The following is a 12,561-nucleotide window of genomic DNA, read 5'->3' as shown; positions in this document are numbered from 1 at the left end:
CCGGTTCCGGCGCCGATGAGTCCGCTGGAACGTGACGGGCCTCGCGATGCGGGCCCCCGGGGGTGGAGGCAGGGCGAGTGATCTCGGTGCTGGTCGTGGACGACTCGGTCGTCGTCCGGCGTCTCATTACCGACGCGCTCGGCGATGACCCGGAAATCCGCGTGGTGGGCACCGCCCCCAACGGCAAGGTCGCCCTCACCAAGATCGAGCAGCTGCGCCCCGACCTGGTCACGCTCGACATCGAGATGCCCATCATGGACGGGCTGCAGACGATGCGGGCGATCCGCGCGAAGTACGCCCGGCTCCCGGTCATCATGTTCAGCACCCTGACCGCGGCCGGCGCCACCGCCACGCTCGACGCGCTGTCGGCCGGCGCCAGCGACTACGTGACCAAGCCGGCCAACGTCGGCAGCGTCGCGGAGAGCATCCGCAGCGTCCGTGAGCAGATCATCCCGCGCATCCACGCGCTGTGCGGCAGCCGCCGCGGCCCGCTGGCGCCGCCCGCCCGCCCGGGCATTGCCCCGGGCCGCGCGCCGGGCGCCCTCCACGCGCCGGCAGCCCCGCTGGCCCGGCCCGGCGGCGCGGCGCTGCCGGGCGTGGTCCGCCCGCCGAACGTGCCGCCCGGCGGCCCCGCGCTCGCCCCCGCGCGGACCGCGCCGCGCACCGGCGCCGTCGAGGTGATCGCGATCGGCTGCTCCACCGGCGGGCCGGACGCGCTGACGTCGGTGATCCGGGCGCTGCCGGCGAGCCTGCCGGTGCCCGTGGTCGTCGTGCAGCACATGCCGCCGGTGTTCACCAAGATGTTCGCCGACCGGCTCGACCGTACCGCCGCCCTGAGCGTGGTCGAGGCCGCGGGCGACCTGGTGGTCAAGCCGGGCACCGTCTACCTCGCGCCCGGGGACTTCCACCTGGAGGTCCACCGGCGCGGTACCGAGGTGGTCACCAAGCTCAACACCGGCCCGCCGGAGAACTTCTGCCGGCCCGCCGTGGACGTGCTGTTCCGCTCGGTGGCGCGCACCTACGGCGGCGCGACGCTGGCGGTGGTCCTGACCGGCATGGGCCAGGACGGCAAGCGGGGCGCGGAGCAGTTGCGCGCGGCCGGTGCCGAGATCGTGGCGCAGGACGAGGCGACGTCGGTCGTCTGGGGCATGCCGGGCGCGGTGACGCAGGCCGGCCTGGCCAACGCCGTGCTGCCGCTCGGCGAGATCGCGAACCATCTCATCACCCGTACCGCCGGCGGCCGCGGCGCGAAGTCCATGGAGGTGACCCGATGACGTTGACTGCCCAGGAGTTCGCCTTCATCAGCGGCCTCGTCCGGCGCGACGCGGCGATCGTGCTGGAGGCGGGCAAGGAGTACCTCGTCGAGGCGCGGCTGCTGCCGCTGGCCCGCCAGTCGGGCCTGCCGACCGTCTCGGAGTTCGTCAACCGCGCGCAGCAGCGGCCGGAGCCGGAGATCCACGCGAAGATCGTGGACGCGCTGACGACCAACGAGACATCGTTCTTCCGCGACGGCGAGCCGTTCAAGCAGATCGTCGACACCGTGCTGCCGGACCTGCTGCGCCGCCGGTCCGCGAGCCGCACCATCAAGGTGTGGTCCGCCGCCAGCTCGAGCGGGCAGGAGCCCTACACGCTGGCCATGGTGCTGCAGGACCACCTGCCGGGCGGATGGACCTTCGACATCCTCGGCACGGACATCTCGACCGAGATGCTGACCCGCGCCGAGGCCGGGCAGTACACCCAGCTCGAGGTCAACCGGGGACTGCCGGCGCCGCTGCTGGTGAAGCACTTCGAGCGGGCCGGGGCGCACTGGAAGGTCGCACAGGCGCTGCGCAAGAACGTCACGTTCCGGCGGCTGAACCTGGCCGCGCCGTTTCCGCCGGTGGGCCCGTTCGACATCGTGTTCATCCGCAACGTGCTGATCTACTTCGACGTCCAGACCAAGCGGAACGTGCTGCAGCGCGTCGCCGGGGCGCTGCGCCCCGACGGCTGGCTGTTCCTCGGCTCCGCCGAGACGACGATCGGCATCGATGACAGGTTCGAGCGGGTGGTCGCCGGCCGGACGTCCGCGTACAAGCTCCGGGCGGCCGGATGGGCCGCCACCCCCGTGAGCGCAGTAGGAAAGGGGTGAAGCCAGATGCTCACCATGGTGATCGACGATTCGCGCGCGATGCGCCTGATTCTCAAGCGGATCGTGGCACAGCTGGGCTTCGACGTGGTCGAGGCGGGCAACGGCCAGGAGGCGATGGACTACCTGCAGGCCAACGTCCTCGACGGTGGCGGTGAGATCCCCGGCCTCGCGCTCGTCGACTGGAACATGCCCGAGATGAACGGGCTGGAGTTCGTCACCGCGGTCCGCGCCGAGCCGCGGCTGCGGGGGATGACGCTCATGATGGTCACGACCGAGAGCGAGCAGAGCCAGATCGTGCGGGCGCTCGCGTCCGGGGCGCACGAGTACGTCATCAAGCCCTTCACGCCGGACGCCATCATCGACAAGCTGGCCCTGCTCGGCCTCGTCCCGAACGGAGTCGCGGCATGACGAACCCGACCGAGGACGACCTGCGGGTCATCGCCGACCAGGTCTGGTCCTCCTACCTCGACCTCGACGGCGCGAGCCCGCTGGTCCCCTACCCGGCCGAGAAGCCCGCCGACGACGTCACCGCGTCGGTCTCGGTCACCGGCGCGTGGCGCGGCCACGTCCTGGTGAGCTGCTCGGACCAGGCCGCCAAGAACGTCGCCGCCGCGCTGCTGGGCATCGAGTTCGAGGAAGTGGCGGAGGAGGACATCGCCGACGCGCTCGGCGAGCTCGCGAACATCATCGGCGGCAACGTGAAGAGCCTGCTGCCCGAGCCGTGTGCGCTGTCGCTGCCGCACGTCCACGTCGACGGGGCCAACGGCCGGTACCCCTCCGTCACCGAGGTGTGCCACCTCGACGGCACGTGGATGGCCGAGTCGGTGACCGTCACCGTCCTGGAAAGCACCGCCGATCTCGCTGGAGCACCCGCATGAAGATCCTGATCGCCGACGACAGCCGGGTGATGCGCCAGATCGTGACCCGGACCCTGCGGCAGGCCGGCTACGAGGGGCACGACCTCGTCGAGGCCTGCGACGGGCAGGAGGCCTTCGACAAGACCGTGGCCGAGAAGCCCGACCTCGTGCTGTCGGACTGGAACATGCCGCACATGACCGGCGTCGAGGTGCTGCGGATGCTGCGCGCCAACGGCAACCAGGTGCCGTTCGGATTCGTGACGTCCGAGGGTACGCCGGAGATGCGCCAGGCGGCCGAGGACGCGGGCGCGCTGTTTCTCGTGACCAAGCCCTTCACGGCGGACACTTTCAAGGACGCGCTCGAACCGATCCTGGGCTGACCGGATTTTTGGGATGATTTGAGTCATGTCGCATGTTCTGCCCGTTCCCAAGGCCGTCAAGGACCTCTTCGACGACCTCCTCGGCCGGCCGGTCACCGTGAACCCCGCCGATCCGCTCAAAGCCGCCGACGTCCCGCGCACCCTGGTCGCCCTCTACACCGACGATCGGCTCCAGCTCATGGCCGTGATCGGGCTGGACTTCGAGCTCACCGCCTACGCCGGCGCGGCGATCGGCCTGATCCCGCCCGGCGGCGCCGAGGCGTGCATCGAGGACAAGGAGATCTCGAAGATGATCGGCGAGAACGCCATCGAGGTCTGCAACATCCTCGCCGGCCTGATCAACAAGGAGGGCGCGCCGCGGGTCAAGCTGCACCAGACCTACCTGCCCGGTGGCGGCCCGCCGGCCGACGCGGTCAACCACCTGCTGGCCCTCGGCCGGCGGCTGGACCTCAAGGTGGATGTCTCCGGGTACGGCGGCGGAAAGATGTCGATCTCGCTGGTGGGCTGAGGTGGTGCCCGGAAAATGCCGTATTTTTCGGGCATCCCACCGGCGGGTCGGGGCCGGCCTGCGGGCCGGCTCCGTTGCGTGGGCGACATCGTGCAAAAAATTGCGTAGGCATGCACTACGCTTGCGGGCATGACTCGACGACTCGCTGAGGTGGCGAAGTATGCCGGCGTGAGCGAGGCGACCGTGAGTCGGGTGCTCAACGGCAAGCCCGGTATCTCCGACGCGACCCGCACGGCGGTGCTCACCGCCCTCGACGTGCTGGGCTACGAACGGCCGACCAAGCTTCGCGGCGAGCGGGCCCGCCTGGTCGGCCTCGTGCTGCCGGAGCTGCAAAACCCGATCTTCCCGGCCTTCGCCGAAGTGGTCGCCGGGGCGCTGTCCAAGCGGGGTTTCACGCCGGTGCTGTGCACCCGGACCGCGGACGGCGTCTCCGAGGCCGACTACGTCGAGATGCTGCTGGACCAGCACGTCTCCGGCATCATCTTCTGCGGCGGCCTCTACCACCAGGCCGCCGCCGAGCACGACCACTACCACCGCCTGCACGACCGCGGGCTGCCGGCCGTGCTGGTCAACGCCGCCATCGACGACCTGGGCTTCCCCCGCGTGTCGGTCGACGACGGCCATGCCGTCGACCAGGCGTTCAACCACCTGCTCTCGCTCGGGCACAAGCGGATCGGGCTGATCCTCGGCCCCGCCGACCACGCGCCGTCCAACCGCAAGCTGGCCGCCTTCAAGGCCGCCGCGGCCCAGTCGGGCACGGTCAACCAGGACGACGTCGAGCGGGTCATCTTCTCCATGGAGGGCGGCCGGGCCGGCGCCACGCGGCTGGTGAAGCACGGCGTCACCGGCATCATCTGCGCCTCCGACGTGCAGGCCCTCGGCGCCATCCGGGCCGCCCGGCGGCTGGGCCGCGAGGTGCCCGACGACGTGTCGGTGGTCGGCTTCGACGACTCGCTGTTCATGAACTGCACCGACCCGCCGCTGACCACGGTCCGCCAGCCCATCCAGGCGATGGGCCAGGCCGCCGTCACCCTGCTGGTCAGCCAGGTGGCCGGCACGCTGGTGCCGACCGAGGAGATGCTCTTCGAGCCCGAGCTCGTCGTGCGCGGCTCGACGGGTGCGCTCACCGAGGCCCGGGCGAGCACCGCCGCATAACCGGCAAATCCGGGCAAGACCACCGAGCGCCACGACTTCTGCGTGAAGTCGTGGCGCTCTTTGCAGTGCTCGCGAGCCTGCTTTCCGCTGTCCGTCGGTAGCCGGGCGGGTGCGCTGCGGCACCCCGGTTGCGCCGGCGAGGCCCCGGCGTGCGCGATTTCGGCGGGTTCAATGCAAGTTGCGGGGCCGTGGGAGCGCGCCCGTGCAAGTACCTGCCGGATGATCATTAAAATTTTGCAACGAGCCATGGACTTCTTGTGCGGCGTGAGCCTAATCTCTTGCCTACGCCAGGCCGAAACCCTGACGCGATGCGGTGGAAACCGATCAGTAACGCGACCCAGCAGGCTCGGCCTCAAGGAGTCCGCACGTGAGCATGAGCCAGAGCGGGACGCCGGTGAATCGATCACCGTGGTGGCGCAATGCCGTGATCTACCAGATCTATCCGCGCTCCTTCGCGGACGGCAACGGCGACGGCACCGGTGATCTCGCGGGCGTTCGCGCGCGCCTCGCCTACCTCCAGGCCCTCGGCGCCGACGCGATCTGGTTCACGCCGTGGTATGCCTCCCCGCTGGGCGACGGCGGCTACGACGTGGCCGACCGCGACGGCGGCTACGACGTGGCCGGCTACCGGACGATCGACCCGTCTTCGACACCGTCGAGCAGGCCGGGGCGCTCATCGCCGATGCCGCCGCGCCGGGCCTGCGAACCATCCTGGACATCGTCCCGAACCACGTCTCCGACCAGCACGCCCGGCTCCCGGCGGCGCTCGCGGCCCGCCTTCACTCGCGGCGACATCGCCTGCGTCGTGAACTTCGGCGCCGAGCCGGCGTCGTTGCCACAGCATTCCGCGGTGCTGCTGGCCAGCGGGGACCTCCCCGATGGCCGGCTGCCCACGGACACCGCCGTCTGGCTCCGGCTCTGACGGCCAGCACCTCGCCCCAACGAATTCCCTCCGTCCCATCCATCCGGATGCCCACACACCCCAACAAGGAGCGACGATGAAGTACTCACGTACCACGCGGGCATTAGCCTTCGTGGGTGCGCTCGCGCTCGGCGGCACGCTCGTCGCGTGCTCCTCGAGCGACTCCGGCAGCGGCGGCTCGGACTCGACCTCGCTCGACCCGAACACCAAGGTCACGCTCAACGTCGTGGGCCTGCTGCCCGGCGCCAAGCCCGAGGCGCAGCAGGCGCTCGCGGACGAGGTGACGGACTTCCAGAAGGAAAACCCGAACATCACCGTCAAGACGCACGACTACGAGTGGAAGGCCACCACGTTCGCGGCCGACCTCGCGGGTGGCACGCTGCCGACGGTGTTCGAGATCCCCTTCACCGACGCGAAGACGCTGATCGCGAACCAGCAGATCGTCGACATGCAGGGCTACCTCAACCAGCTCTCGTACGCGTCGAACTTCAACAAGAACCTGCTGCAGTACGGCCAGGGCTCCGACGGCCACGTCTACGCCATTCCCGCGAAGAGCATCTACGCGGTCGGCCTGCACTACAACCGTGACCTGTTCACCCAGGCCGGCCTCGACCCGAACAAGCCCCCGACCACCTGGGACGAGGTCCGCACCGACGCCAAGGCCATCGCGGACAAGACCGGCCAGGCCGGATTCGCCCAGATGGCCAAGGACGGCACCGGCGGCTGGCAGCTGACGGTCGACACCTACGCCCGCGGTGGCCGGATGGAGGACGGCAAGAAGGCGACGCTCACCAACGACCAGACCAAGGCCGCGCTGCAGTTCCTGAAGGACCTGCGCTGGAGCGACAACTCCATGGGCGCGAACTTCGACTACGACTGGTCGAGCATCAACCAGGCGTTCGCCGCCGGCAAGCTCGGCATGTACACCTCGGGCCAGGACGTCTACACGAGCCTGGTGCAGACGAACAACATCAACCCGAAGTCGTACGGCCTCACGATGATCCCGCTCGCCGGCGGTGACTCCGGCGTGCTCGGTGGCGGCACCATGGCGGCCGTGTCCAGCAAGGCCGGCAACAACGAGAAGGCCGCCGCGATCAAGTGGATCGACTACCACTACCTGCGCAAGTACACCAAGCAGGACGCAGCGGTGAAGAACGCGCAGATCCAGGTGGCGAGCAAGCAGCCCGTGGGCACCCCCGAGCTGCCGATCTTCTCCCAGTCGCAGTACCAGCAGTACCAGGACTGGATCAAGACCTACGTCAACGTCCCGCTGGACCAGATGACCACGTTCACCAGCAAGGTCTTCGACGCCAAGCTCGTCAACGAGCCGGCCGTGGCCACCCAGGACGTCTACAAGTCGCTCGACACGGTGGTGCAGGCTGTCCTGACGAACAAGGACGCCAACATCGACCAGCTGCTCACCGACGCCAACGCGAAGGCGCAGCGCGCCATCGACGCGGCCGGCTGACGCTCACCACACCATCGACAACCCGCGTGGGCCGTCGGGAGACCGGCGGCCCGCACCGGGGGCTGCGCCCCCGAAACCAGGACGAGGAGTGATGTGTCGTGAGTGCGTTGGGCGCCCCGCGGCAGACCGGCGACGCCGCCGCCGTCGGGGGCAACCACCAGCCGGCCCGCGGCGGGCGGGTCCGCCGGCGCAACCCGGCGACCTGGGTCCAGCGCGGCGGGCTGAGCTCGGTCGTGTTCGCGCTGCCGCTCCTGGTCATCTTCGGCGTCTTCTCGTGGTGGCCGATCCTGCGGTCGGTCGTCATGAGCTTCCAGAAGACCAACCTCGTCGGGACGCCGAGGTGGGTCGGCTGGCACAACTTCCAGTACGTGCTCACCGATCCCGACCTGCCCACGGCGATCGGCAACACCCTCTACTTCGCGCTGCTCGCCCTCGTGATCGGCTTCCCGGTCCCGCTGGTGACGGCGGTGCTCATCAGCTCGGTCCGGCGGCGCAAGGGCCTGTACTCCGTGCTCGCGTACCTCCCGGTGGTGGTGCCGCCCGTCGTCGCCGTCCTGCTGTGGAAGTTCTTCTACGACGGCGCCCCGGACGGCGTGTTCAACACGATCCTCGGCTGGGTCGGGCTGGGCCCGTACGCCTGGTTGTCGAGCCCGTCCATGGCGATGCCGTCCCTCGTCGTCGAGGCGACGTGGGCCGCGGCCGGCGGGACCGTGATCATCTACCTGGCCGCGCTCCTCGGCGTGCCGGACGACCTCTACGACGCCGCCGAGGTCGACGGCGCCGGCATCTGGGGGAAGGTGTGGCACGTGACCATGCCGCAGCTGCGCGGCGTCCTGCTCATCACCTTCATCCTGCAGATCATCGGTACCGTCCAGGTGTTCCTGGAGCCCTACCTGTTCACCGGCGGCGGCCCCGCGAACGCCACGCTGACGATCCTGCTCATGATCTACAACTACGCGTTCGGCAGCTCCCTGGGCGCGAACTACGGCGCGGCGACCGCCCTGTCCGTCATGCTCGCCGCGTTCCTGGCGATCCTGTCGCTGGTGTACTTCAAGCTCACGTCCGGCTGGAGCAAGTCGTGACCGGCCAACACGTCTCCGAGGGGAAGAGGACCACCATGACCCTCCCGTCGACCTCCGTCGCCGCGGGCGCGCCGGGGCGGGCGCCCGACGTCGTGACTCCGGTCGCCGCCGCCAAAGCCGCGGGAGGGGTCCGCAAGCGCAGGGCGTCCCAGTTCGACGGCGGCCGCGGCTACGTCTCCAGCCAGGACTGGCGCAACCCTCGCGTCAACGCGACCATGAAGACCCTGCAGGTGATCCTGCTGGTGCTGCTCCTCGTCGCCGGCATCGGGCCGATGCTGCTGCTCGCGAAGTATGCGATCACGCCCACGCAGGACATCATCCGCACGCCGCTGGCGATCTTCCCGCACGGCGTGCGCTGGCAGAACATCTCCGAGGCGTGGAACGACGTCCAGATCAGCAGGTACTTCCTCAACACGATCTGGCTCGCGGCCGGCTCGTGGTTCGTGCAGTTGCTCGTCGCGACCACGGGCGGCTACGTGCTGTCCGTCCTGCGGCCCGCCTGGGCCAAGATCGTCAACGGTCTGGTGATCGCGACCCTGTTCGTGCCGAGCGTCGTGCTCCTCGTGCCGCTGTACCTCACGATCCTCAACCCGCCGCTCGTCGGCACGTCGCTCATCAACAGCTTCTTCGCCGTCTGGCTGCCCTCGGGCGCGAGCGCGTTCAACGTCGTGCTCGTGACGCGGTTCTTCGACAGCCTCCCGCGTGAGGTGTTCGAGGCGGCCAAGGTCGACGGCGCCAGCTCGTTCCGGCTGTTCTGGTCGGTCGTCCTGCCGATGTCCCGGCCCATCCTCGGCGTCGTGTCGGTGTTCGCGGCCATTGCGAGCTGGAAGGACTTCCTGTGGCCGATGCTCGTGCTCAAGGACCAGACCAAGCAGCCGCTGTCGGTGCGGCTGCCCGCGATCGCGTCGCAGACCGATCTGGGCGTGTTCCTCGCGTCCCTGGCGATCTCGACGCTCATCCCGGTCGTGTTCTTCCTCGTCTTCCAGCGCCTGTTCCTCTCCAGCGCCGGACTGGGAGGCGCGGTCAAGGGCTGAGCGCACCGGCAACCGGGGCGCCGGCCCCGCGGATCCACCTGTCGTATAAGGCATTCCAAGTGCGAGAAAGCAGGTTCCACACGTGGCCGACCAACACCACCAAGCTTGGTGGCGCAGCGCCGCTATCTACCAGGTGTACTTGCGCAGCTTCGCCGACGGCAACGGCGACGGCGTCGGCGACCTGGCGGGCCTGCGGTCGCGCCTGCCGTACCTGGCCGGCCTCGGCGTCGACGCCATCTGGATCGTGCCCTGGTATCCGTCGCCGCTCGCCGACGGCGGCTACGACGTCGCCGACTTCCGGGCCATCGACCCGATCTTCGGCACCCTCGCCGAGGCCGAGAAGCTCATCGAGGAGGCGCACGCCGCCGGCATCCGGGTGATCTGCGACATCGTGCCGAACCACTGCTCCGACCAGCACGCCTGGTTTCAGCGGGCGCTCGCCTCGGCGCCCGGCTCGCCGGAGCGGGACCTGTTCTGGTTCCGCAAGGGCCGCGGCGAGCACGGCGAGCTGCCCCCGACCGACCTGCAGTCCATCTTCGGCGGCCGGGCCTGGACCCGGGTCGCCGACGGCGAGTGGTACCTGCACCTGTTCGCCCCGGAGCAGCCGGACTTCAACTGGGACCACCCGGCGGTGCGCGAGGAGTTCGAGGACATCCTGCGGTTCTGGCTGGACCGGGGCATCGACGGCATCCGCATCGACTCCGCCGCCGTGCTCATCAAGGACCCGCTGGTCAGCGACAAGTACGAGGACAACGACGGCATCCACGAGGTGTACCAGTCGTGGCGGCGCATCGCGGACACCTACAGCCCGCCGCGGGCGCTCATCGGCGAGGTGTGGCTGCCCGACCACGACGCGTTCGCCCGGTACCTGCGCCCGGACGAGCTGCACACGGCGTTCAACTTCGCGTTCCTGGGCGCGCCGTGGGAGGCCGGCAAGCTGCGGCACGAGATCGACATGACGCTCGAGGTGCACGCCCCCGTCGCCGCGCCGGCCACCTGGGTGCTGTCCAACCACGACGTGACCCGCGAGGTGACCCGCTTCGGCCGCGAGGTCACCAACTTCGCCTTCGCCGACAAGCGCCGCGACGTGCCCTCGGATCTCGCGCTGGGCACCCGCCGGGCCCGGGCGGCCGCGCTGCTGACCATGTCGCTGCCCGGGGCGTACTACCTGTACCAGGGCGAGGAGCTCGGGCTGGAGGAGGTCGAGGACCTCGACGACGCGCTGCGCGAGGACCCGATGTTCCACCGCTCGGGCGGGGTCAACCCGGGCCGCGACGGCTGCCGCGTGCCGCTGCCGTGGTCGGGATCGCAGGCCCCGTTCGGCTTCAGCCCGCCCGACTCGCCCGGCACGCCGTGGCTGCCGCAGCCGGCGCACTGGGCGGCGCTCTCGGTCGAGGCCCAGCGGGGCGAGCCGGGCTCGTTCCTGCGGCTGTACACCGAGGCGCTGCGGATCCGCCGGGAGGAGCCCTCGCTGGGCGACGGGCCGATGCGCTGGCTGGACTCCGGCCCGCAGGTGCTCGCGTTCGCCCGCGACGACTCCTTCGCCAACGTCACCAACCTTGGCGCCGAGCCGGCCGTCCTGCCGCCACACCGTGAGGTGCTGCTGAGCAGCGCCCCGCTCAACGCGGACGGCACGCTCCCGCCCGACGCCTCCGCCTGGCTGCGCCTGGGGTAGCCCTGGGACAGGTCTGGAGGCACGACACGGGGGACCGATACGCCGGGCGGTCGCACAAGTTGGCGGGTGCGACCGTCCGGCCCTTTTCACTCTCTTAACAGTTAAGAGAGCTGGGGTCTCTTAACTGTTAAGGGGCGCGTAGCCCAGAGCGTTAACTGTTAAGGCGATCGACGAACTTGTCTCGCCGCCGCGTCGCCCAATAACTTCTTCCACAAGGAAAATCACTTCCTTGTGGAGGCGACACATGCGTTCCACCCTAACCGTCGCGGCGACATCCCAGCCGTTCCGATGGTGACGCCGGGTTATTCCGGGAACAGAGGCGGGGCGCTGGCCACACCGGCGCCCCGTTGTTCTTCCCTACCGTCCAAGGTGCTGCGCTCGACCCTGTCCAAGGTCTTGTGAGCGGCACGAAACACCACCGCGCCGGTCCTGGTCAGTCCCAGTCCCAGCGCAGCCCGTAGCGGCCCGGACCGTAGTCGAGGGCGATCGCGTGGACCGAGTGGCCCACGTCGACCTCCATCGACGTGACCTGTTCGTCCTGGCCATCCATCTGCTGATATTGATAGACGGCCCGCGGTAAGGCGGCGGGGTCGAAACAGACCTCGACGACGTATTCGCGGACCGGCAGGCGGAACTTGCGCTCGTACTGCGTCGCCAGCGGAAACGGCGGATAATTGTGCAGCGCGTGCTCCGTGATGACGGTTTCACCCTTGGCGAGCGGCCGATCGAACAATAGCTCGGCCAGCAACAGGCCGCTCTCCGGGTGCTCCACGATCCGCCCCAGCCGGCAGTTGCGCCCCGGGGTGAGCAGCGGCAGCGGGTTGCCCGGGACGTCGAGCCGGATGATCGCCACCCAGCGGTCCGGCCCGTCGGCCTCCGCGCGCAGCACCTGCCGCACCAGGATCGACACCTCGCCCCGGTCCGGACCGACGGTCACCCGGTCGTGCTGGCTGAGCCTGGTCAGCCGCTCGTCCCAGCGGGTGTCGATGCCCTGCGCGAGATCGACGATCAGGTCGCGCTCCGAGAAGAAGGCGCCCAGCTCCATGTTGTCGGGGCTCTTGTGCAGGTGGCGGCCCCGGGGGCGGGGCGGCCCGACGAGCGCGGCGAGGGAGCCCGGCTCGACCTCGAGGATCTTCTCCAACTCGGCCAGGGCGGCCAGGGACTCGCGCCGCTCCGGCCGGCTGCGCCCGGTCTGCCAGTAACTCAGCGTGGCGAGGCTGACCGAATACCCTTCCGCACGCAACCGCTCCTGGATGCGTTCCAGCCCCAGACCACGTGCCTGGATTGCGTCGCGTAGCGCGCCTGCGAAGTCGACCATCAGCCCCCCGGGAGCCATCCTCGCGGTCCGAGGC

At 69.8% G+C, this 12,561-nt stretch carries 13 protein-coding genes and 1 pseudogene; 13 read left to right on the top strand and 1 reads right to left on the bottom strand.

All coding sequences use genetic code 11. The features are described 5' to 3' along the window. Window positions 1–77: 77 nt before the first annotated feature. The 13 genes and pseudogenes from ACQPXD_RS47960 to ACQPXD_RS47900 all read left to right on the top strand — a co-directional run bounded on the left by ACQPXD_RS47960 (window position 78) and on the right by ACQPXD_RS47900 (window position 11,209). Window positions 78–1,274, top strand: coding sequence for a protein-glutamate methylesterase/protein-glutamine glutaminase (locus ACQPXD_RS47960; protein WP_432830460.1), 1,197 nt, complete (start codon window positions 78–80; stop codon window positions 1,272–1,274). Beyond that, entirely contained in the window at window positions 1,271–2,128 is an 858-nt protein-coding gene (locus tag ACQPXD_RS47955) for a CheR family methyltransferase (protein ID WP_432830458.1), read from the top strand. The genes ACQPXD_RS47960 and ACQPXD_RS47955 overlap by 4 nt, the downstream gene beginning before the upstream one ends. Before the next feature lie 6 nt (window positions 2,129–2,134). After that, the gene (locus ACQPXD_RS47950; RefSeq protein ID WP_432830456.1) at window positions 2,135–2,536 is read left to right on the top strand and encodes a response regulator; all 402 of its coding nucleotides are present in this window, start codon (window positions 2,135–2,137) and stop codon (window positions 2,534–2,536) included. After that, a complete protein-coding gene (locus tag ACQPXD_RS47945; protein ID WP_432830454.1) occupies window positions 2,533–3,006 on the top strand; it encodes a chemotaxis protein CheX in 474 nt (157 codons plus the stop codon). The genes ACQPXD_RS47950 and ACQPXD_RS47945 overlap by 4 nt, the downstream gene beginning before the upstream one ends. Then, a complete protein-coding gene (locus ACQPXD_RS47940; protein ID WP_432830452.1) occupies window positions 3,003–3,365 on the top strand; it encodes a response regulator in 363 nt (120 codons plus the stop codon). The genes ACQPXD_RS47945 and ACQPXD_RS47940 overlap by 4 nt, the downstream gene beginning before the upstream one ends. Before the next feature lie 25 nt (window positions 3,366–3,390). Further along, a complete protein-coding gene (locus ACQPXD_RS47935) occupies window positions 3,391–3,873 on the top strand; it encodes a hypothetical protein (RefSeq protein ID WP_432830450.1) in 483 nt (160 codons plus the stop codon). Between the two features lie 129 nt (window positions 3,874–4,002). Continuing rightward, window positions 4,003–5,028, top strand: coding sequence for a LacI family DNA-binding transcriptional regulator (locus tag ACQPXD_RS47930; RefSeq protein ID WP_432830448.1), 1,026 nt, complete (start codon window positions 4,003–4,005; stop codon window positions 5,026–5,028). Window positions 5,029–5,401: 373 nt separating this feature from the next. Next, window positions 5,402–5,802: pseudogene (locus tag ACQPXD_RS47925) on the top strand (alpha-amylase family glycosyl hydrolase); the annotation flags it as partial. After that, window positions 5,711–5,950 carry a DUF3459 domain-containing protein gene (locus ACQPXD_RS47920; RefSeq protein ID WP_432844220.1) on the top strand — a complete coding sequence of 80 codons (240 nt, stop codon included), beginning with the start codon at window positions 5,711–5,713 and terminating at the stop codon, window positions 5,948–5,950. The pseudogene ACQPXD_RS47925 and the gene ACQPXD_RS47920, both read left to right, overlap by 92 nt. Window positions 5,951–6,026: 76 nt before the next feature. Continuing rightward, the gene (locus ACQPXD_RS47915; protein WP_432830446.1) at window positions 6,027–7,418 is read left to right on the top strand and encodes an ABC transporter substrate-binding protein; all 1,392 of its coding nucleotides are present in this window, start codon (window positions 6,027–6,029) and stop codon (window positions 7,416–7,418) included. A gap of 98 nt (window positions 7,419–7,516) precedes the next feature. Continuing rightward, window positions 7,517–8,500 (top strand): carbohydrate ABC transporter permease, encoded by a 984-nt coding sequence (locus tag ACQPXD_RS47910; protein WP_432830444.1) that lies wholly within the window; start codon window positions 7,517–7,519, stop codon window positions 8,498–8,500. 35 nt (window positions 8,501–8,535) lie between these two features. After that, complete coding sequence (locus ACQPXD_RS47905) at window positions 8,536–9,534, top strand: carbohydrate ABC transporter permease (protein ID WP_432830442.1); 999 nt, start codon at window positions 8,536–8,538, stop codon at window positions 9,532–9,534. Between the two features lie 82 nt (window positions 9,535–9,616). Further along, window positions 9,617–11,209, top strand: a complete 1,593-nt coding sequence (locus tag ACQPXD_RS47900) for a glycoside hydrolase family 13 protein (RefSeq protein WP_432830440.1) — start codon at window positions 9,617–9,619, stop codon at window positions 11,207–11,209. A 433-nt stretch (window positions 11,210–11,642) separates the two neighbouring features. Here ACQPXD_RS47900 and ACQPXD_RS47895 read toward each other — a convergent pair whose 3' ends face one another. Continuing rightward, entirely contained in the window at window positions 11,643–12,527 is an 885-nt protein-coding gene (locus tag ACQPXD_RS47895; protein ID WP_432830438.1) for a helix-turn-helix domain-containing protein, read from the bottom strand. Window positions 12,528–12,561: the final 34 nt, after the last annotated feature.

Source organism: Dactylosporangium sp. CA-092794 (assembly GCF_050948465.1).
In the GTDB taxonomy this organism is placed as follows: Bacteria; Actinomycetota; Actinomycetes; order Mycobacteriales; family Micromonosporaceae; genus Dactylosporangium.
Note: the sequence above shows the minus strand (reverse complement) of the source record. Positions and strands in the feature narration are given on the sequence as shown.

Excerpts from the sequence above, each read along its gene's own strand:
- ACQPXD_RS47920 (WP_432844220.1), top strand. The coding sequence starts at position 5,711 with ATGCCGCCGCGCCGGGCCTGCGAACCATCCTGGACATCGTCCCGAACC.
- ACQPXD_RS47950 (WP_432830456.1), top strand. The coding sequence starts at position 2,135 with ATGCTCACCATGGTGATCGACGATTCGCGCGCGATGCGCCTGATTCTC.
- ACQPXD_RS47940 (WP_432830452.1), top strand. The coding sequence starts at position 3,003 with ATGAAGATCCTGATCGCCGACGACAGCCGGGTGATGCGCCAGATCGTG.
- ACQPXD_RS47930 (WP_432830448.1), top strand. The coding sequence starts at position 4,003 with ATGACTCGACGACTCGCTGAGGTGGCGAAGTATGCCGGCGTGAGCGAG.
- ACQPXD_RS47955 (WP_432830458.1), top strand. The coding sequence starts at position 1,271 with ATGACGTTGACTGCCCAGGAGTTCGCCTTCATCAGCGGCCTCGTCCGG.
- ACQPXD_RS47915 (WP_432830446.1), top strand. The coding sequence starts at position 6,027 with ATGAAGTACTCACGTACCACGCGGGCATTAGCCTTCGTGGGTGCGCTC.
- ACQPXD_RS47895 (WP_432830438.1), bottom strand. The coding sequence starts at position 12,527 with ATGGTCGACTTCGCAGGCGCGCTACGCGACGCAATCCAGGCACGTGGT.
- ACQPXD_RS47935 (WP_432830450.1), top strand. The coding sequence starts at position 3,391 with ATGTCGCATGTTCTGCCCGTTCCCAAGGCCGTCAAGGACCTCTTCGAC.
- ACQPXD_RS47945 (WP_432830454.1), top strand. The coding sequence starts at position 2,533 with ATGACGAACCCGACCGAGGACGACCTGCGGGTCATCGCCGACCAGGTC.
- ACQPXD_RS47905 (WP_432830442.1), top strand. The coding sequence starts at position 8,536 with ATGACCCTCCCGTCGACCTCCGTCGCCGCGGGCGCGCCGGGGCGGGCG.